This is a genomic window from Ignatzschineria sp. PL_is040 (genome assembly GCF_055813795.1).
In genome coordinates, this window is sequence record NZ_JBVPGU010000001.1 from 255,389 (window position 1) to 276,016 (window position 20,628).

14 protein-coding genes and 1 pseudogene are annotated in these 20,628 nt (G+C 39.0%); 9 read left to right on the top strand and 6 right to left on the bottom strand.

All coding sequences use genetic code 11. From position 1 onward, the window contains the following. Window positions 1-180: 180 nt before the first annotated feature. Window positions 181-1,341 carry a Na+/H+ antiporter NhaA gene (gene nhaA, locus AC0SAP_RS01060; protein WP_473382449.1) on the bottom strand — a complete coding sequence of 387 codons (1,161 nt, stop codon included), beginning with the start codon at window positions 1,339-1,341 and terminating at the stop codon, window positions 181-183. A 225-nt stretch (window positions 1,342-1,566) separates the two neighbouring features. After that, on the bottom strand, window positions 1,567-2,358 hold the full coding sequence (cobB, locus tag AC0SAP_RS01065; RefSeq protein WP_473382451.1) for a Sir2 family NAD+-dependent deacetylase: 792 nt from the start codon (window positions 2,356-2,358) through the stop codon (window positions 1,567-1,569). Between the two features lie 286 nt (window positions 2,359-2,644). Here cobB and AC0SAP_RS01070 point away from each other — a divergent pair, with 286 nt between their 5' ends. Further along, complete coding sequence (locus AC0SAP_RS01070) at window positions 2,645-2,824, top strand: hypothetical protein (RefSeq protein WP_473382453.1); 180 nt, start codon at window positions 2,645-2,647, stop codon at window positions 2,822-2,824. Beyond that, window positions 2,781-2,996, top strand: coding sequence for a hypothetical protein (locus tag AC0SAP_RS01075; protein WP_473382455.1), 216 nt, complete (start codon window positions 2,781-2,783; stop codon window positions 2,994-2,996). The genes AC0SAP_RS01070 and AC0SAP_RS01075 overlap by 44 nt, the downstream gene beginning before the upstream one ends. On the opposite strand, the gene AC0SAP_RS01080 is transcribed toward AC0SAP_RS01075, so the two are convergent. After that, the gene (locus AC0SAP_RS01080; RefSeq protein ID WP_473382457.1) at window positions 2,993-3,616 is read right to left on the bottom strand and encodes a CopY/TcrY family copper transport repressor; all 624 of its coding nucleotides are present in this window, start codon (window positions 3,614-3,616) and stop codon (window positions 2,993-2,995) included. The two genes, AC0SAP_RS01075 and AC0SAP_RS01080, sit on opposite strands and share 4 nt — an antisense overlap. A 237-nt stretch (window positions 3,617-3,853) precedes the next feature. Here AC0SAP_RS01080 and AC0SAP_RS01085 point away from each other — a divergent pair, with 237 nt between their 5' ends. The 7 genes and pseudogenes from AC0SAP_RS01085 to AC0SAP_RS01115 all read left to right on the top strand — a co-directional run bounded on the left by AC0SAP_RS01085 (window position 3,854) and on the right by AC0SAP_RS01115 (window position 16,401). Then, window positions 3,854-4,615, top strand: a complete 762-nt coding sequence (locus AC0SAP_RS01085; protein ID WP_473382458.1) for a GntR family transcriptional regulator — start codon at window positions 3,854-3,856, stop codon at window positions 4,613-4,615. A gap of 448 nt (window positions 4,616-5,063) precedes the next feature. Next, a complete protein-coding gene (locus tag AC0SAP_RS01090; protein WP_286479236.1) occupies window positions 5,064-5,873 on the top strand; it encodes a sulfite exporter TauE/SafE family protein in 810 nt (269 codons plus the stop codon). An 859-nt stretch (window positions 5,874-6,732) separates the two neighbouring features. Then, window positions 6,733-10,029 carry a helicase-related protein gene (locus AC0SAP_RS01095; protein ID WP_473382460.1) on the top strand — a complete coding sequence of 1,099 codons (3,297 nt, stop codon included), beginning with the start codon at window positions 6,733-6,735 and terminating at the stop codon, window positions 10,027-10,029. Window positions 10,030-10,063: 34 nt separating this feature from the next. Beyond that, the gene (locus AC0SAP_RS01100) at window positions 10,064-10,738 is read left to right on the top strand and encodes a DUF4391 domain-containing protein (protein ID WP_473382461.1); all 675 of its coding nucleotides are present in this window, start codon (window positions 10,064-10,066) and stop codon (window positions 10,736-10,738) included. Window positions 10,739-10,883: 145 nt separating this feature from the next. Next, entirely contained in the window at window positions 10,884-12,809 is a 1,926-nt protein-coding gene (locus AC0SAP_RS01105) for a site-specific DNA-methyltransferase (protein WP_473382462.1), read from the top strand. 9 nt (window positions 12,810-12,818) lie between these two features. Next, window positions 12,819-15,887, top strand: coding sequence for a type III restriction-modification system endonuclease (locus AC0SAP_RS01110; RefSeq protein WP_473382464.1), 3,069 nt, complete (start codon window positions 12,819-12,821; stop codon window positions 15,885-15,887). Window positions 15,888-15,982: 95 nt separating this feature from the next. Further along, window positions 15,983-16,401, top strand: a pseudogene (locus AC0SAP_RS01115) (transposase). A gap of 68 nt (window positions 16,402-16,469) precedes the next feature. Here AC0SAP_RS01115 and AC0SAP_RS01120 read toward each other — a convergent pair. From AC0SAP_RS01120 to AC0SAP_RS01130, 3 genes are all read right to left on the bottom strand, one after another. Continuing rightward, window positions 16,470-17,657: a M20 metallopeptidase family protein gene (locus tag AC0SAP_RS01120; RefSeq protein WP_473382465.1), complete on the bottom strand. Its 1,188-nt coding sequence runs from the start codon at window positions 17,655-17,657 to the stop codon at window positions 16,470-16,472. A gap of 143 nt (window positions 17,658-17,800) precedes the next feature. Then, window positions 17,801-19,333, bottom strand: coding sequence for an AbgT family transporter (locus tag AC0SAP_RS01125; RefSeq protein WP_473382466.1), 1,533 nt, complete (start codon window positions 19,331-19,333; stop codon window positions 17,801-17,803). Window positions 19,334-19,781: 448 nt separating this feature from the next. Continuing rightward, window positions 19,782-20,585, bottom strand: a complete 804-nt coding sequence (locus tag AC0SAP_RS01130; RefSeq protein ID WP_473382468.1) for an integrase core domain-containing protein — start codon at window positions 20,583-20,585, stop codon at window positions 19,782-19,784. Window positions 20,586-20,628 lie beyond the last annotated feature (43 nt).

Here is a 20,628-nt window from a genome sequence, read left to right on the forward strand (position 1 = left end):
GTAGATCTATTGTAATGAGATGATCTACAGTGGAAAGTGGGGCATCTTTTTATCTTTTCATTTTTATAAAATATTGGCACCAATGAGTAGATGCCGATATTTTAATATGTAGACTCTTAATATGAAGACTTTAATAAGAAATCTATAGTATGAAGCTTGGTATGGAGCTTGATATGGTAGTTACTTCTCTAACTTTTCAGCAGGCGCTTTATGGAAGCGAAGAAGTAGGTAACCTAATACTCCTGAGAGAATGGAGCCTAAGAAGACACCAATCTTACTGAGGTTCTGTAACTCTGCTGAGCTGAAGGCTAACATACTGATAAAGAGACTCATCGTAAAGCCGATCCCGCAGAGAAGGGCGATGCCGTAGACCTGAGTCCAACTCGCACCGCTCGGACGTTGGAATATCCCTAATTTCTCGCCAATAAAGACCATACCAAAAACACCTACCTGCTTTCCGACAAAGAGACCTAAGGTAACGCCTAAAACGACAGGATGTGTCAACATCGAAAAATCGAAGCCTTTCAATGAAACGCCGGCATTTGCTAAGCCAAAAAGCGGAATGATTAAGAAGCTGACCCAATTGCTAAGAGCGTGTTCCCACGCAATAAGAGGTGTTTCCCCTTTTTTATTCTCTTTAACACCATTGAGCGGAATGGTCATCGCTAATACAACACCAGCAAGCGTTGCATGAATTCCTGATTTTAAGACCACAAACCAGAGAATAGCGCCAATGATAATATAGACGAATGGTTGTGTAATTCGACGATAGTTACAGAAGATTAAGATGATCACGCAGACGAGCGCCGCTAAGAGATAGCTAAGCTGTAAGGAGTCACTGTAGAAGATCGCGATAATCAAAATAGCCGCTAAATCATCAATAATGGCTAAAGCGGTTAAAAAGATCTTAAGAGAGACGGGGACACGACTGCCTAAGAGTGCCACGATCCCAAGCGCAAAAGCGATATCTGTAGCTGTGGGAATTGCCCAGCCGTGAAGCGCGACAGAATCTGCACTATTAAGCGCAAAGTAGATCAATGCCGGAACCAATAACCCAGCAAAAGCCGCTAATCCAGGTAAAATACGTTGTGCATTTGTTGCAAGCTCTCCACTAATGAATTCTCGTTTCAATTCGAGTCCAACATAGAGAAAGAAGATCGCCATCAAAGCATCATTGATCCAATGAAGTACCGACAAGCCGGCAATATGGCTCTCTAAAATAGAGACATAGAGGTCTGATAATGCACTATTGGCGAGAATAAGCCCAATAATTGCTGAAAGCATTAAGATAATGCCGCCTGCAGTTGGAAGTGTGAAAAAGTACTTAATTTTTTGATACATCTTGGCTCCTAAAGTGAGTCAGGTGTTTGTAATTTTCATTGATATTTTCAACGCGAAAAATCAGTGTACTAAAATTTTTAGCGACAAAATATGGAAATTTATACAATTTATGGTTAAAAATTAAGCAAAATTGATCGTAAAATTGTATCTAATCGACCATCTCAACTCTCCTAGAAGGAGCTAGCGAATATCCATGCCTCATGTAAATTGCCGATTTTACAAGGCTTAACTGATGATTTTGTTACAATATTGTGGGACAATTTCAGAAGCAGGGCCATAATGAGCTTCATCAAAGAGCGTTGCTCCTTGGGTCGGTTCGAGGTTGAGTTCTACACTATGTGCCCCCACCATTTTCGCAATCTCTACAAAGCCAGCAGCAGGATAGACATTTCCAGAGGTGCCGATAGAGAGAAAAAGATCAGCCTCTTCTAAAGCTTGGTAGATAGACTCCATCTCCAGCGGCATCTCCCCAAACCAAACAATATGGGGACGAAGAGAACCCTTTTGTTGACAGCAAGGGCAGAGACTCTCCTCTGTTACGGCACTTTTCCAATCGAAGATCATTCCACTTGTTAAACAGCGAACCTTAAGTAGTTCTCCATGCATATGAATCAATCTCTTTGATCCGGCACGTTCATGGAGATTATCGACATTTTGTGTGACAAGGAGGAAATGATCCCCTAATTGCTCTTCTAAATGAGCGAGTGCAAAATGCGCTGCATTGGGTTTTACCATTTCCGATTGTAATTGCGCCCGGCGATCATTATAAAATTGTTGTACTAATTGCGGATTTCGCCGAAATCCTGCAGGAGAGGCGACCTCTTCAATAGGATGATTTTCCCATAAACCATCGGCGGCACGAAAGGTGCGAATACCAGATTCTGCTGAGATGCCGGCACCGGTCAAGACAACGATTCTCGGTCTCTTTTGAGGGAAGAGCTTTTCAGATTGTTCGTGACCGATCTTTGTATTCTTGATCTTTTCGTCATTGATCTTTTTCTTCATTATGTTTTCCATATAGACTCTCCTTTCTAAACTTCCGTTTTTCAATTTTAGATTGAGGTTAGCATCTCTTATGGCTTATTTACATATATTCATCTAATTGATAAAAAACACTTTAATTAATTTTATAGCTTTATTTATTAAAATTTATATGTAGGGCAATAGTATTTATTGGGCAAAGATCATTGCCATTGCAATTACTGATCAAACTCCAAATATTGATGAAGTCATTGATGTTGAGGGAAAGTATATCCTTCCCGGCGGTATTGATGAACATACCCATTTAGGTTCCTTTGGTGCTATGGGCTTTGAAACAACCCATGCCGCACTTACCGGTGGTACAACGATGGTGATCGATTTTGCACCGATGCATGAAGGTGAAACATTTAGTGATGCGATTGAAGCGCATGATCAAACCGCGGTGGGGATAGCAAGTTGTGATTATGCCTTTCACTCAATGGTGCAGAAGTGGGCATCTTAGTCGGCAGAAGTTTGTTGAAATTACGGCGACAAATCCTGCAAGATTACTCAATATTCCCCATAAAGAGCGAGCCGATAAGGTCTTTCTACGTGGCCAGCTGATGGCAGAGAAGGGGAAATTTATTGGTAAGAAGGGTGAAGGTAAACGTCAACATGCCAACAATCATATTTAGCCACCGCAACAGCTACTTTTCACTTTGTCGCTCTTGATCTCTTCTGCTCCCAGCTGTTCTTTTTCCGGCTGTAGTGATAAAGGGGAAGATAATGAGGTCGCAAGTGAGTTATTGGCCGTTGCTCTTTGATCTGAATCTTCAACTTGGCTATTGGCCGGGGTTAGGGCATATTTTCGATCTTCTCGTCTGCAGTTACAATTTTTACAGGTACAGGTTCCTGGCGGACAATCACACATCACCTCCTCAACGGCAAAAGCTTTTTTAGCTTCTAATGCCTTTTCAATATTTGCGATATCATCGAAGGAGAGAATGCGGTTTTCGATCATCTCGACAATACGACTCCCCACCTTTCGAGCGCAGATATGGGTGGAACTCTCCCCGATATTTCGGCTACGATCACCTTCTGCGATTGTTGGGAAGTAGACATTATAGCGACCCCGTTTTCGGATACCGACAACACCTTTACTCACTAAACGGGAGAGCATCACCTGAATGGTATTGGGTTTCCAATCGGTCGATTTGCTCAAGATAGTAATCATCTCTTGGCTTGTTGCTTGGTTTTGGGACCATAATACCTGCATGATGGTATATTCTGCTGGTGATATCTTATTTTTTGTCATGATCTCCCTCAATCAGCTCTAGAAATTTATCGGCAATAGATTTGTAAAGACTCATTATAGATCAAAAGTGACCTCTATTGATGAGGAAATAGGATAAGCTTAATATCAGTTTAATATCAGTTTAACTTTCACTCGGTAATGTATGATCGCTTCTATATAGAATCTAACGAGCGTTGAGAGATTTTAAGTTATACTAGCTTTTTTGACTGTCGATCGATGGGAGATTGAATCGAAAATATGCCAATCAATTCATTTCAAGAATTTCTGCACTCATTAGAGCGTGATGATCGCTCTTTACCACTCTATCAGAAGATTAAAGAGTTTATACTCGAAAAGATTGCTATCCGAGAGTGGTTGCCACATCAAAAACTCCCTTCTGAAAATGAGATCTCGGCTATTTTAAATGTTAGTCGAATGACAGTTAATCGAGCTTTTAAGGAGCTTACGGAGGAGGGCTATCTCTTTCGTGAAAAGGGATCGGGTACATTTGTGGCAGAGCCATTTCAGCTTACCCCTTTTTTTGAGCTATTTCCCATCTCCCAAGAGATTGCCATTGAGGGGAATCAATATGGTGTTTTGATTCTTGAGCGCAAACGTCTCGCCTATGATGAGGTCCCTTTTGCCTCGCTCTTTCAGCTTTCTAAAGAGGAGGCGGCAGAATTTCCTTTTCTCTATAGTGAAATTCTCTATCTTAGTAACGGTATCCCGATTCAATATGAAATGCGAACATTATTAGCCGCTTTTGCCCCTCGTTATGAAGAGGAGCACTTTACCCATCATTGTAGTAGTGCCTATCTTCTCAATTTAGTGCCGGCACTCTCCCAAAATCATCGTCTCGAGGCGATGATACCCTCTCCTGAACTGAAGAAAATTTTGAGTATTGAGGGGGAAGAGGCTTGCTTTAAAGTGATTGAAAAACTGCAGATTCAAGGAAAGCTACGCTCCTATGCAGAGCAGTTCTATCCGGCATCCCGATATCAATTCCATAGTAAAATTTGATTTCTATAATCTACTTTTCAAATCCACTTTTAAAATCCACTTTTCAAACCTACTTTGCAAACCTACTCTGCAAAATCTCATCTTCAAAGCTTCATCTTCAAAATCTGATCATTAGAGCCTAATCTTCTAAGTCGAGTATTCATATATCGGTAAGCGATCCATAATCAATCGACAGTAGGTCATTGATATTGCTCAGTTATTTATCACTCTTTGACCTCTATCTCCCTCTTTTTTAAAAAGAGTTGCCGGTAGGGCTTTATTATTTATTTTTTTAGAGCTAGACTATATCCCTATAGTTAACAAGCTGTATAGACAACTAGGTACTATAATCCTGTATATACAACTTATTAAAGATAGGCGCAAAAAACAATAAGGATATAAAAGAGAATATTAATAGCAGTGATTGATCCCTAAAAGATCGATCAAATAGTAGAAATAGGGGACAGAAATGATTGATATTACGTTGCTTGCAGCGGTGTTTTTGGTAGGGCTTAATGGTTCTCTACATTGTGTGGGGATGTGTGGACCGATTGTCGGTATTTTAGGGATGAATACCGATGCGAATACTCATAGTAAGCGTATTGGAACGGCTATTTTTTACAATTTAGGACGAATCTCTACCTATGTAATCTTAGGATTTGTTGCGATGCTTCTTAGTATTGCGATGCAAGATCTCAAGCCATTACAGATTGTGATTCGTTACTTTTCAGGAATTATCATGCTCTTTGTGGCGTTACAGTTGATCGGCTTTCCACAATATCTCGCCTTTATTGAGAAACCGCTCAATAAGCTCTCTCGCCCGATCTCTCAGTTAACGCGCAAATTCTTTCCTATTAAGACCTTAAAAGGGGCCTATGCTGCCGGACTTGCTTGGGGTCTACTCCCTTGCGGTATGGTCTATATGGCATTTGCGATGAGCTTAGGAGTGGAGAATGTTTTAGCAGCACCATTAGTGATGCTCTTTTTTGGATTAGGAACGTTACCGATGATGTTGACCTTAAGTGTCTCTGGAAACTTCTTTGGGAGCTTCTTTAGCTCTCCAAAAGCACGTAAGATTTCCGGATTATTGGTGTTAGCAATGACCATCTTCTACATGGGATCGATGTTGATGAGCGATCTTGGGATCGGCGGCGGTCATGATCATCATGGACATGGTATGGATCATTCAGCGATGGACCATTCACAGATGGATCATAGTGCGATGGGTCATGGGGCAATGGATCACTCACAGATGGATCATGGTGCGATACACCATTAAATAAGATAGGTAACTGATATTAGTTAATTGAAAATTGAGTAAGAGATTAAATCATCGATAGTGAGTAGTGGGTGTAAGGCTCTCGATGAAAAACGATCCCCTAGTAATATTGATAGATTAAGAATGCATCCTATCAATTATAAAAGCCGACATGATGATAACGATCATGCCGGCTTTTCTTTATTCTCTTCTTAATTTTCTCAATGGTGTTTTGCCTTATATTTTTCATCTTATATTCTTCATTCAGTAATATATTATTGAATGAGTTTATTGTTTAATGTGATCTACGCGCCACATATAACAATTAGAGATAAGTTTTTATATTTTTTAGCTCCTTTTGCGCTATTTTTAGGGATATTTACCTTAAGTATAGAAATTATGATGTATGTCAACTTATACCAATAAATGAGAAAGATTTTCCGCTACCTGTGACAATTTTTGTTATGATTTGTTGTTCTGTACGGTAGTTTCACTAGACCCAAACAGCACATATTTTATGTGTTCTAATGGATACTATTTTACAGAAAGGGCTAAAGTGCCCAATATCCTTATTGGTGAATTCCATCACAATTCATCCTACTCATTGAGGATCACTTTCTCCCAAGGTATAAAAAATTGTGAAAATCTGTATCACTACTCATAATCACATCTCTTAAAAACAATAAACCTTAATGGGAGTATCCATTCAATTGCCGGCATAGCGCCGGCTTTTTGTTTTTTTGGGGGGAGAGGGTATTGATTGAGATATTAATATTTAAAATATTATCTCAGCTTTTATGGCTATTTTTATTACATCGATAATTTAACTTTATTACGCTACAATAATTTAAATTTATCTACGGAGTGTTGGGAGAGATCGATGTTTCAGCAGTTTGATAACATTAATGATTTACTGGGTGATGATCTACGAGAAAAATTGACAAAAGGATCTCAATTAAAGATCGCGGCTTCCTATTTTTCAATTTATGCTTTTGAGGCATTGAAAGAGGCGTTAGGTGAGGTCTCTGAATTACAATTTCTCTTTAATTCTCCCACATTTGTTGCTGAAAAGAGTTTAGATGGCTCTAATGGAAAAGCAAAGCGTGAATTTTATATCCCAAAATTAGGGCGTGAAAGAAGCCTTTATGGGACGGAATTTGAAATTGCGCTTAAAAATCAATTGACGCAAAAAGCGATTGCTAAAGAGTGTGCGGACTGGATTCGGCAGAAAGTGACCTTTAAATCTCTAACACAAGAGCGACAAGTACAATCTTTTATTCATCTCCATAACAATAAAGATCATTATGCATATACCCCGATTAATGGCTTTACAACAGCAGATTTAGGCTTTCAAAAGAGTAATGCCATTAGCTTTATTTCGCGACTTTCTGGAGAATCATTTACCGCGCAATTTTTAGAGAGCTTTAAACAGTTATGGAATGATGTTGATTCTACCGAAGATGTGACAGAAACAATCTGCCGGCATATTGAATCAGTATATGAGGAAAACTCACCAGAACGGATCTATTTTATTATTCTCTACAATATCTTTTATGAGTATCTGCAGGAGATGGATGAAGGTTTTCTCCCTGATGAAAAGACAGGATTTACTGAAACAGTGATCTGGAATAAGCTCTTCGATTTCCAGAAAGATGCTGTTAAAAGCATTATCAATAAGCTTGATACCTATAACGGCTGTATTCTTGCCGATAGCGTCGGCCTAGGGAAGACATTTACAGCATTAGCAGTCATTAAATATTATGAGCTACGGAATGCGCGAGTACTAGTTTTATGCCCGAAGCGTCTAGCTGCGAACTGGCAGGAATTTAATCAAAACCTAATCACAAATCCGATCAGTGAAGATCGCTTACACTACACAATATTGGCTCATACTGACTTAGATCGAACAAGTGGCGAATCTTTCGGCATTCAACTAGATCGTTTTAATTGGGGAAACTATGATCTTGTTGTGATCGATGAGTCCCACAATTTCCGCAATAATGAGTTGAATAAAGAGCGAGAAACACGTTACCAAAAATTGATGCGGAAAGTGATTCAAGATGGTGTAGATACTAAGGTACTGATGCTTTCGGCAACGCCGGTCAATAATCGTTTTACCGATCTGCGCAATCAGTTAGCACTTGCTTATGAGGGGAAATCAGAAACGCTCCGTAAGAAGCTCAATATTAATAAAGGTATTGAAACGATCTTTAGCCAAGCACAAGGGGCATTTAATCGTTGGAGTGAGTTACCACCAGCAGAGAGAACCGCAGATACGATTCAATCACTACTAGATAATGATTTTTTTGTACTACTCGATAGTGTAACGATTGCTCGCTCTCGCAAGCAGATTCAAAAATATTACGATATTTCAAAGATTGGTGCATTTCCTAAGCGCCGTAAACCGATCTCCTTTCATTCCCCCATTACGACAGAAAAAGATTGGTTAGACTTTAATGAGATCTTTGAGATGCTCAACTCCCTTCAATTAGTCGTCTATCAACCTTTAGCATATGTTTTCCCAAGCAGGCTGAAGAAGTATGAAGAGCTTTTTGATTCTGCTGTTGAAGGGAAAGGAACCCTCAAGCAGAGTGATCGTGAAAAGGCGCTTGTCGGCTTAATGACAACCAATCTTCTGAAACGACTTGAAAGCTCTGTTCACTCTTTTCGTTTAACATTGAGCTCATTAAAAGAAAAGCATGAAAGTATATTAGATGCGATTCAAGCCTATCGAGAGCATTTTAGTAGCCGTACATCAACCTCTTTGAAGATCGATATTGTTGATTTCAGTAATGTCGAAGAGGATGAGGTTCTTCCCGGCAGTGGGGAAGAATTTTTAGTAGGGAAAGGCGCACAAATCAGTCTTGAAGATATCGATATTGATAGTTGGGAACGTGAGCTTTTAAATGATTTAGAGCAGATTGAGATACTTCTAAATTACCTTGCAGATATCACGCCGGAGAAGGATGCTAAATTACAAGATCTTCTCAATTTAATTCGTAATAAGATCAAAAACCCAATTAATCCCGGCAATAAAAAAATCTTAATTTTTAGCGCTTTTGCCGATACGGCAGATTATCTTTACAAACATATTGCACCGATGCTTACTCAAGAATTTCATCTCCATAGCGCTATGATCACAGGTGGGAACAGTAAGCCAGAGACGACACTAACATTAAAAGGTGCAAACAAGTTAGGACTTCAAGAGGTTCTCACATTTTTCTCACCGCTCTCTAAAGGGAAGGCGGTCGTCTATCCAGATATTGATGCCGAAATCGATCTTGTTATTGCAACAGATTGTATCTCCGAAGGGCAAAATCTGCAGGATTGTGACTATCTCATTAATTACGATATCCATTGGAATCCTGTTCGTATTATTCAGCGATTTGGACGAATTGATCGTATTGGCTCCCCAAATAGTGAGATTCAATTGGTTAATTTCTGGCCCAGTATCGATCTTGATGAGTATATCAACCTCAAAAATCGGGTAGAAGGGCGCATGATTATTACCGATATGACAGCAACGGCAGATGATAATCTTCTCGGCAGTAACAAGCATAATGTCGGCTATCGAGAAGAGCAGCTCAAACGAATGCAAGATGAAGTTGTCGATCTGGAAGATATTAAAGTGGGTGTTTCCATTATGGATTTAGGTTTAAATGAGTATCGTATGGATCTCCATCATTTAATGGAAAAATATGGTGAACCTACCAATGCACCGCTTGGGCTCCATGCAGTCGTACCGGCTCATTTAGAATTAGGCATTCAACCCGGCATTATCTTTGCATTAAGAAATATCAATTCTCCAAAGGATATGGATCGAAAAAATCGTATTCATCCTTATTACCTTGTCTATATTGGAAATGATGGAGAGTTGATTCTTGATCAGTTTAAGGTTAAGGAGATATTCGATATTTTAAGATTGAGTTGTAACGGGATTGATAAGCCCTTTCTTAAAGTATGTGAGATCTTTAATCTCGCAACCAGTGATGGGCGAGATATGCAACATTGTTCATCACTCTTAAGCAAGAGTATTCGTAGCATGGTGGAGGTGAATGATAAAGCAGATATCGATGCGCTATTTAGTATCGATGCTTCATTCTCTAATGATGAAATTCAAGGATTAGATGATTTTGAACTCCTCGCTTTTATTGTGATTCAAGATGCACAATCGTAAAAGAGGATAAGTAGAAGGTAGGTTAGTTAAATTTATGTTATATCAATATTCTCAGCTTATTGCAGAAGCTGATAATCTTTTAAAGAGTAAGCCTTTTATACAACGTCTTCAGTTATCGAGTGATCTAAAGCGCTCTTTGCAAGAGAGTGTAGCTTCCATTCGATGGATTGCTAAAGTCATACCCGATCGCACCTCTTTAGATACCGAAGCAGAATTTAAGGGTTTTCATGTTTTCGCGATTACGCTTAAAGGGGAGTTCCTCGATTCTGAGATTTTGCGTGCGATTGATACTGCTATTCCTTATCCCATTATTTTTGAAGTGATATCAGATGCCGGTATCTATGTTACAGCAACCTATAAAACCATAGAAACAGGGAAGGGAAAAGTTGTATTAAGTAATCCCTATTTTTGTAGTGAGTATTACCCGGCGGATAGCCAACGGCAACCACTGCCGCCAGCCACTTCATTACGTGATCTTTATGAGGCGATCTTTAAAAGTCTTATGCCGGAGAAAGAGAGAGAAGCATGGGGCGGACTTCCTCTATCAGAGATCTTGCTTCGTGTTGAAAAGGCTCAAAAATTGGAGCAACAGTTACAGAAGCTAAAAAATGCCCAACGCCGGGAAAAGCAATTTAAAAAGAAGGTAGAACTCAACCAAGAGATCAAACAGTTAGAGAGGGAGATCGATCGGTTTTATACTCATGAATAACTGTAGTTTGTTCAATTACTTATCATGTTTACATAGTGATCAATCATCATATATAGAGAAATTTGGCATCTAAGACCAATTCGCTCATAATAGTAGAATTTTAATAATTTTTATATTAGTTGGATTGAATCTACTTGGAGTGAGTATGAGTAAGTTAAAGATGATGTCGCCGGATTTAACGGCACAGAATATCGACAAAATCGCCGAACTTTTCCCGGCAGTTATAACGGAGGTTGCAGTAACAGATGAGCTGGGTAATCAGTTGAGGGATGAGGCCGGCAATTTACTACTCCGTAAAGCAATCGATTTTGATTTCTTAAAGCAAGAGCTCTCTTCAACAGTTGTTGAAGGTCCCGTAGAGCGCTATCAGCTTGATTGGCCCGGCAAACGGGAATCCCTCCTTGCTGCCAATGCCCCGATTGCCAAAACCTTGCGCCCCGTGCCGGAAGAGAGTGTGGACTTTGAGAGCACAGAGAATCTCTTTATCGAGGGCGATAATCTCGAAGCCTTGAAATTACTGCAAGAATCCTATCTCGGTAAGGTGAAGATGATCTATATCGATCCGCCTTATAATATGCGAAAAGATTCCAATAATCTAATATATAAAGATGATTTTGCTGAGGATGCCGAAGCGTATTTAGAGCGATCTCTGCAGAAAGATGCCAATGGCGATCGTTTAGTGTCTAATACCGAATTCAATGGGCGCTTTCACTCAGACTGGCTCTCAATGATGCATTCTCGTTTGCGCCTTGCACGGAATTTATTGACGGATGATGGCGTGATCTTTATCTCGATTGATGATAATGAACATGCGAATTTGAAAAAACTTTGTGATGAAGTTTTTGGAGAACAGAATTTCGAATCCGATATTTCTTGGAGAAGAAGACATAATCAGCCTAATGATAAATCTAAAATGATATCTAAAGTTGCTGAAAATATTTTAGTTTTTTCAAAAAGTTCCATTGCCTTATCCGATAAAAAATCTTATTACGGATTACCTTTATCTGAAAATAGGAAGCAAGAATATAAGAATCCTGATAATGATCCAAGAGGGCCATGGACAACAAATCCATGGAAAGCAGCAGTAGGTAGAGGTGGGACTCAATATGCTATTACAACCCCGTCAGGAGCCGTGTTTAATGAAACATGGTATGGGAATTTAGATACTTTCAATCAGCTATTAAATGAAAATAGAGTCCATTGGACAGCAGGAGGACAGGGGTTACCAAGAATTAAAATTTATTTAAAAGATGCCGAGCTATCTGGTCAGACAGCTATAAATTTCTTTACACATCAACAGTTTGGGAGTAATCAGGAAGGTTCAGAAGAGCTCCAGAAGCTTTTTGAAAAAAAAGGGTTATTTAGTAATCCTAAACCACTTAAATTAATAAAATCTTTGTTAAAATTATCCACAAAAGAGGAGGACATCATCCTCGACTTCTTCGCTGGCTCTTCAACGACTGCCCATGCAGTAATGCAACTCAATGCCGAGGATGGTGGGAATCGCAAATTTATTATGGTGCAATTACCGGAAGCCACTGATGAGAAATCGGAAGCTTATAAAGCCGGTTATCAAACGATTGCCGAAATCTCCAAAGAGCGCATTCGTCGCGCCGGCAAGCAGATTTTAGAATCAGATGAAATTCATGAAGATTGGAATCGGGATATCGGTTTCCGCGTCTTAAAGGTGGATAGTAGCAATATGAAAGAGGTCTACTACCAACCGCAGGAGTTAACACAAGCGGATCTTTTAGATCAGGTGGATAATGTGAAAGAGGATCGTACGCCGGAAGATCTCCTCTTCCAAGTGATGCTCGATTGGGGCTTGGAGTTATCCTTACCGATTACTACAGAAGAGATTGAGGGTAAAAAAGTCTTCTTTGTGGCGGGAGATGCGCTGATTGCTTGTTTTGATGCCGGCATTACGGAAAGCCTTGTGCAAACCTTAGCGGCGAAAGAACCGCTGCGCCTGCTCTTCCGGGATAATCATTACCTTGATAATGATACGAAGATCAATGCCGAACAGTTAGTGAAGCAGATTGCGCCGAATACAGAATTGAAATCGATCTAGGAGGGCATTGTGAAGATTAAATTTAAACAATATCCCTATCAATTAGCGGCTGTGAATGCGGTGGTCGATTGCTTTGAAGGGCAACCTTTTAGTACCGGCGTGCAGTATCGCGTTGATCCCGGCACAACGGCAAAAGGGCAGACACAGACTATTCAGCAAGAGGGTGCGTATGATGCGGGGTTTAGAAATGCGCCAATCATGTTGCATGATTATGAGATCTTAGAAAATATCCAAAAAGTGCAACGTCGGCAAAATCTTAAAATTTCCGATAAGTTGATCTCAACACTCCAAGCACGCGTTAATCTTGATGTGGAGATGGAGACAGGAACGGGGAAGACCTATGTCTATATTCGCACCATCTTTGAGCTTAATAAGCGCTATGGTTGGAATAAATTTATTATTATGGTGCCAAGTATTGCCATTCGCGAAGGGATCTATAAATCTTTTCAAATGACGAAAGAGCACTTTCTTGAAGAGTATCAGAAGCAGGCTCGTTTCTTTATCTATAATTCGAGCCAGCTCAATGAGGTGGAATCCTTCTCTACTGATGCCGGCATTAATGTAATGATTATCAATATTCAAGCTTTTAACTCTCGAGGAAAAGATAATCGCCGAATCTATGAGGTATTAGATAGTTTCCAATCTCGCCGGCCGATTGATGTTATTAAGGCAAATAATCCGATTCTGATTCTTGATGAGCCTCAGAAGATGGAAGGCAAGCGAACCATGGAAGCGCTCGAAGAGTTTGAAGCGCCGATTATACTCCGTTATTCCGCAACCCATAAAACGCTTAATAACCTTGTTCACCGTTTAGATGCTGTAGATGCTTATAATCAAAAGTTGGTTAAACGGATCTCTGTACGGGGTATTACTCTTAATACACATGAAGGAACCCATGGTTACCTCTATCTAGAAGGGATCGATCTCTCTTCAAAAAAACCACCTGTTGCAAGACTTTTAATGGAAGTGAAAAGTAGCGGGGGTAAAATCTCTCGTTTAATTCGAAAAGTCGAAAAGGGCGATAATCTCTATCCTCTCTCCGGAGAAATGGAGCAATATAAGGAGGGATATCTTGTAACTGATATTGAGGTCACACCTGATTATCAACGTCTTGCTTTTGAAAATGGTGTTGAGCTAAAAATTGGTGAAGCAATTGGCGATGTATCTGAAGAGGATATGCGCCGAATTCAGATTCGTGAAACGATTCGTGCCCATTTTGAAAAAGAGCAGTTACTCTTTAAAAAGGGGATTAAAGCATTATCGCTCTTCTTTATAGATGAAGTTGCAAAATATCGAGATTATGATGTTGAGGATACTAAAGGTCTCTATGCACGAATGTTTGAGGAAGAGTACAAAAGTATTCGGGATCAATATCTCTCAGAATTACCTTTAACAGAGGAAGAAGAGGCATATCATCGTTATCTTGAGAATGCGAAAGTTGAATCAGTGCATAAAGGTTACTTCTCAGTTGATAAGCAGAATCGCTTAGTCGACCCAAAAGGAAAAGGAGAATCGAATGATGCTAATGACTACGATCTTATCCTAAAAGATAAAGAGCGGCTTCTCTCCTTTGAAGAACCTACACGTTTTATCTTTTCACATTCAGCGCTTAGAGAAGGGTGGGATAATCCTAACGTTTTTACGCTCTGTACGCTTAAACATAGTGATAATACAATTTCACGTCGTCAGGAGATTGGACGCGGTTTACGAATTGCCGTCAATCAAAAAGGTGAACGGCAAGATGATCCGGCAACGGTTCACGATATCAATATTCTTGATGTGATTGCTAATGAATCTTATGAAGACTTTGCGACAAACCTTCAAAAAGAGCTATTAGAAGAGTTGAAAGATCGACCCAAAAAAGCGAGCGTCAGCTTCTTTAAGGGTAAGGTGATACAAGATTCTGAAGGTCAAGAGACACTTATCACAGAAGATCTTGCCGAAGATATTATGGGCTATCTCCGAGAACATCAATATATTCATTTAGCAGATCGAACGATTAGTGAGTATTATCAAGCGGCAAGAAAGAGCGGTACATTAGCCCCGATGGAAGGGGTGCTTGCCGGCAAAGAAGAGTCCGTTGCACAGCTCATTGATATGATTTTAGATCCTAATATGACTCATAAATTATTAGAAGATGCAACAAAATCACGTCAAAATCGGGTAAAGCAACATAATTTACAGCGGAAAGAGTTTTTGGAGCTTTGGAAACGAATTAATCGCAAAGCAATTTATCAGGTCAATATTGATACGAAGAGCCTGATCAGCAATAGTATTACAGCGATCGATAAAGAGTTACGAGTTCGTAAGCTTGAGTATGTGATTCAGCGCGGTATGCAAAATGCAGAAATTTCAGATACTGATATTGCAAATCGTCAACTCATTCAATCGGGCAAAACTAGAAGAGAATCTTATCAACATGAGTTTAGCTCTTCTGTAAAATATGATCTTTTAGGGAAGATTGCTGAAAATACTTATCTCACAAGAAAAACAATTGCGGAGATCTTAACGCGTATTGCAGCAACGGTATTTGCTCAATTCGAGCAAAATCCAGAAGACTTCATTACACAAGCCTCAAGAATTATTAATAATCAAAAGGCACGGATTATTATTAACCAAGTAACATATAACCCTATTGAAGAGAGTTACGAAACAACACTCTTTACTGATGCTCAAGTGAAGATCGATCCTTATAGCGCAAACGGGCCTTTGGAAAAACATGTCTTAGAGTATGCAGTGACAGACTCAAAAATTGAGCGAGATTTTATCCAACAATTAGAAAGTAATGATGAAGTTGTAGTTTATGCAAAATTACCTAACGGTTTTAAAATCCCGACACCTGTGGGGGATTACAATCCTGATTGGGCAATCACTTTTAAAGAGGGGAATGTAAAGCATATCTACTTTGTCGCCGAAACCAAGGGATCAATCTCCACAATGGAGTTCCGTGATGTAGAGAAAGCAAAAATGGAGTGCGCTCGCCGCTTCTTTAATTCCATTAATCCTGGCGATGACTCAATTAAGTATGACGTTGTCAGTAATTACGAGCAACTTTTAGCAATTGTTCGCTCATCATAGATAGAGGACATTATTTCACTTCCAGGATTACTGATAAGTAATCAATCAATATTAAAAAAGCGCTCTTCGGAGTAATGCCAGTCAGTTAACGCTGACTGGTATTTTTTTTTAGGGGGGATTACAATACCTCACTATCGGCCACTAGAGTTGTGAGAGTTTTAGAGCAACTTAAGGAAGAAAGAGGTGTTCCTAGAATGATTCGTGTCGATAATGGCAGTGAAATGACTTCTTCAGCTTTTACAAAATGGTGTGAAAATAATCACGTTAGGATCTGTTGTATTGAGCCAGGAAAGCCAAATCAAAATGCTTATATCGAGCGTTTTAATCGCAGTTATCGAACAGAAGTATTAAACCCCATTTATTCTCTTCACTAGCGCAGGTGCGGGAACTTAGTTGTGCTTGGATGTTAAGTTATAACGAAGAAAGACCTCATGAGTCACTGGGAAATTTACCTCCCAGTGAATTTAAAAAACAATTAACCGAAAAAGTCTCTAGTTATAAACTGTGCGCTTGACGGTAAGCTTACGCATAATGAATAACATTCTGAATATCCTATGATCCGATTATAAAGATCTAGATGTATTACTTAAAATAGTGAGGATATTGCACTACGGCATTCACTAGTAACTGCAATCCTAAACGCATGCCATCTTCATCAATTCCAAATTTAGGGTGATGATGTGGGTAATTGAAATTCATCTCCTCATTTCCGCCACCTACAAAGAGAAAAGTAGAAGGCACGATTTTTGAGAATGCACTAAAATCTTCGCCACCAAGCATACATTTTTCCGTAATAATGGTTGTACCTTCAATATTTTCAGCTACTTGACGCATAAAAGCTGTTTTTTCAGGATTATTATAAGTTACCCCATAACCTACCGTATAATCTACTGTACAAGTAGCGCCATACTCTTCACAGGTAGATTGGGCCATTTTTGTAATATTGCTTTTAAGAATCTCGCGCACTTCATCACTCGAAGAACGTACACTTCCGCCTAAATGGCAAGTATCTGGGATCACATTTAAAGCCTCTGCTCTCCCTGCTTGAAATACTGTATTACTAATGACTGCCGGCTCTTGTGGCGAGACCATACGTGAAACAATCGTCTGCAGTTTTTGGACAATCATTGAACCAATAATAATAGGATCAATGGCCATATCAGGTTGTGACGCATGACCACCCTTACCTTGAATATGAATCTCGTAAGTATCTGAGTTTGAGCTTGCCGGTCCTTCTTTAATATCAATAATCCCCACCGGCATTCCTGACCAGATATGCTGGCCATAGATAAAATCTAATTCATCAAACAGCCCTGTTTTAACCATCTCTTGCGCACCACCAGGAAGTAACTCCTCTGCATGTTGGAAAATAGCCCATACTTCCCCTGTTAATTCCTCAAAGTGGTCATCAAAATAACGACAAGCCGCGAGTAACATTGAAGTATGAATATCGTGACCACAAGCGTGCATTACCCCATCGTTTTGAGAGCAAAATGGTAACTCTGTCCGCTCTTCTTTAATCGCTAAGGCATCAATATCTGCACGAAGCCCTATCTTTGGCCCTGGTTTTCCAGTGACAAATTTCACTAATACACTCGTGCCAACAGGCCGAATAATCTCGGCGTGTTTTAACTGCTCCATTTCACTAATAATGTATTTCGCGGTTTCATACTCCTGAAAAGAGAGTTCAGGATTCGCATGAAGATGACGGCGATTCTCCACCATCTTAGCTTCATAGGGTTGTAATTCTGCCTGTGTAACTAATTTCATGATACGCCTCATAGTAATAATCTATTTATTGTAAATAACGTGTAATAAATATGTATATCTAGTTGAAGACCATCACCTACAATAGTGTGTTAGGAGATGATCTTCGGTAATGTAGATATCATTTGTAACTATCTTTTATTCCATTAGAAATATTGTTGCTCAAGATGAATCGGACCACCTGGACCTACCGGTAAACCTGTCCAGTACCAGATTAAGACAAAGATTGTCCAAATCAGACCTAATGCTAATGTATAGGGGAAGAGATTCGAGATTAGGGTTCCTAATCCCATATTCTTATCATACTTCTTCGCAAAAGTAAGAAGGAGTGGTAAATAAGCCATCATCGGCGTAATGGGATTGGTAATAGAATCTCCGATACGATAGAGAATCTGTGTAAATGCAGGATGATAACCTAAGAAGAGGAACATCGGCACGAAGATTGGTGCTAATAACGCCCATTTAGCCGAAGCACTCCCGATAAAGATATTGATAATACTAGTAATAAAGATAAAGCCAATAATGAGTACAAAGCCACTTTGATGTTCAAGTAATGAAGCTCCTTTTATAGCGATAATGAGTCCTAAATTACTCCAAGCAAAAATAGCGATCATCTGTGCTGAAAAGAAGACAATAACGATAAATGTACTCATCCCAGCCATAGAGCGATTAATCATCTCGACAATATCTTTAGAACTTTTTGCTTTTTGAGTAATTACCGCATAGATCAGACCTGGTACAAAGAAGATCACAGCAATTACAACAGCAACTCCTTTAATTAAAGGCCCATCAATTAAACTGCCAGATTCAGGATTACGCAAGAAACTCGACTCAGGAATGGCTAATAGTGTAATCAGTACTAAAATCGTCATTAAGGCATAATTCGCCCATTTTAAGCCCTTCTTCTCTAGATCTGTTAAATCATCAATCTCATGAACAGCATCTACAGATTCATAGGTTCCTAATCGAGGAATAATAACTTTATGAGTAATAAAAAGAATGACAAAGAGCAGCAGAAACATCGATGCGGTCATAAAATACCAGTTCATTGCAATATTGACCGGCACATCCACATCGATTGTTTTAAGACCTGCTTCGGTAAAGGAGAGTGCTAATGCATCAGCCATTCCAATCACAACGTTAGCTGCAAAAGCACCTAGAGCAGCCGCATAGGCCATCACTAATCCTGCAATAGGATGATAGCCTAAACGCAAAAAGATCATTGCAGCTAGTGGTGGCACAACAATTTGTGAAGCATCGCCGGCAACTGTTCCTACCATCGCCACTAAAATAATCACAGGCATTATCAATTTAGTAGGTGCTTTTTCTACAGTGAAGATCATCAATGCTTTAAAATAACCACTATGTTCAGCAACACCAATCCCGAACATCACTACAAGTACTACCCCTAATGCCGGAAATTCTGTAAAATTAGAGGTGGCTTTATTAATGATCTGTGTTAATCCTTCAATAGTTAATAGATTAACTACCTCAACAGTCTGCTTAGTGACAGGATTAAAAGCCGTCACATCCATCATATGTAAAATCGCCGAGGCAACCACTGTTAATACCGATAATCCAATAAAAATCATCACCGGATCAGGCAGTTTATTCCCCCAATACTCAATCCTATTCAAGAGTCTCATAAACAGACTCGGCTTAATTACTTCCGCTGCCATAATCGCTCCTTTAATTAATTCTCATCCCCTGATAGGGACTATTTCTTTATAGTTATTTATATTTATTGTTATTGCCATTGATGTTTTCATCACTATTTCATTGTTATTTCATGCTATTCAATCCACACCAATGATCTCAGGTCTTCACCCTTGTTATTCTTAGGTATAACAGATCTTCTTCAAAAATTAAATTTCTTTCTAATTTTCTACTCAATCAGCAATAGTATATTTATATAACATAAAATATAACATTTTGATGTATATTAACTATTGTCTCTCAACTTATTAAAATAGTATGTGTAATATCTCTTTCAGATCATTTTGAATTGAATATTTACAAAAATATATCAATGCTATAAAATTTCCTAAAATATTTTACGGATAAGATATCTAACTGATACTAATAAAATAATTATAGGTTATTATTTGTAAGAAAAGGGAGCGTTGTTTACACTTCCTGTTTAAAATAAAAATCTAAAACTTCATAAGGCGTTGAGCCATTTAATCCCTTATGAGGTTTTACCATGTTATAGAAATTTAAAAATCTTTTGAGTTTTGATTTTCGATCATTACTATTTAAAAACTCTTCTTTTTCATACCACATTTCCATTAATGTACGGATGACCCGTTCAGCTTTACCATTCGTTTGTGGTCTTGCTGGTCGTGTAAATTTCTGATTAATATGGTTCAATCTACACAGGTTAACAAAGGCATGATCTATCGTTCCTTTATATTCTCGTCCATTATCAGAGTAGACGCAATCAATAGTATAAGGGCATTGGGCAAGAATATCTTCCTGAAGAAACGTTGCCGCACTAAATTGTGATTTATCTTCATAAATGCCGGCATATAGTTCTCTTGAGAAATCATCGATACCCACAAACAGGTATTCTCTACGACCTGTTTTAAGCTCTCCTTTAAGCAATGGTAGCCTTTTGGTATCAACATGAACCATTTCACCAGGATAGGATTTATTGTAACGTTTAGCTTGCCTTTTTAGGCGATCTTCTATTGATTTTTCAACCTTTACAAGTCTTTTAATACCGTATTTGATGGTTTTAAAGCGCTCATTAGTGCTAGTCTGTGGCTTAAATAGCCCAAGTCTGGAGAGCCTAAGAGCTTTGTAAATAGTGGGACGACTGACATTAAATCTTTGCGCAAGATAAGTAACAGTCACTTTTTCTTTGGTATAAAGACGCCAAATCTCTTCACGATGATAAGGCGTTAATCTGGTATTTTTATGCATATTCATAACAGTATTTTCTCCGAATACTGTAAACAATGCTAGTAAATCC

Coding starts and splice junctions, on each gene's coding strand:
- nhaA (WP_473382449.1), bottom strand. CDS start 1,341: ATGTATCAAAAAATTAAGTACTTTTTCACACTTCCAACTGCAGGCGGC.
- cobB (WP_473382451.1), bottom strand. CDS start 2,358: ATGGAAAACATAATGAAGAAAAAGATCAATGACGAAAAGATCAAGAAT.
- AC0SAP_RS01070 (WP_473382453.1), top strand. CDS start 2,645: ATGGGCTTTGAAACAACCCATGCCGCACTTACCGGTGGTACAACGATG.
- AC0SAP_RS01080 (WP_473382457.1), bottom strand. CDS start 3,616: ATGACAAAAAATAAGATATCACCAGCAGAATATACCATCATGCAGGTA.
- AC0SAP_RS01085 (WP_473382458.1), top strand. CDS start 3,854: ATGCCAATCAATTCATTTCAAGAATTTCTGCACTCATTAGAGCGTGAT.
- AC0SAP_RS01090 (WP_286479236.1), top strand. CDS start 5,064: ATGATTGATATTACGTTGCTTGCAGCGGTGTTTTTGGTAGGGCTTAAT.
- AC0SAP_RS01095 (WP_473382460.1), top strand. CDS start 6,733: ATGTTTCAGCAGTTTGATAACATTAATGATTTACTGGGTGATGATCTA.
- AC0SAP_RS01100 (WP_473382461.1), top strand. CDS start 10,064: ATGTTATATCAATATTCTCAGCTTATTGCAGAAGCTGATAATCTTTTA.
- AC0SAP_RS01105 (WP_473382462.1), top strand. CDS start 10,884: ATGAGTAAGTTAAAGATGATGTCGCCGGATTTAACGGCACAGAATATC.
- AC0SAP_RS01120 (WP_473382465.1), bottom strand. CDS start 17,657: ATGAAATTAGTTACACAGGCAGAATTACAACCCTATGAAGCTAAGATG.
- AC0SAP_RS01125 (WP_473382466.1), bottom strand. CDS start 19,333: ATGGCAGCGGAAGTAATTAAGCCGAGTCTGTTTATGAGACTCTTGAAT.
- AC0SAP_RS01130 (WP_473382468.1), bottom strand. CDS start 20,585: ATGAATATGCATAAAAATACCAGATTAACGCCTTATCATCGTGAAGAG.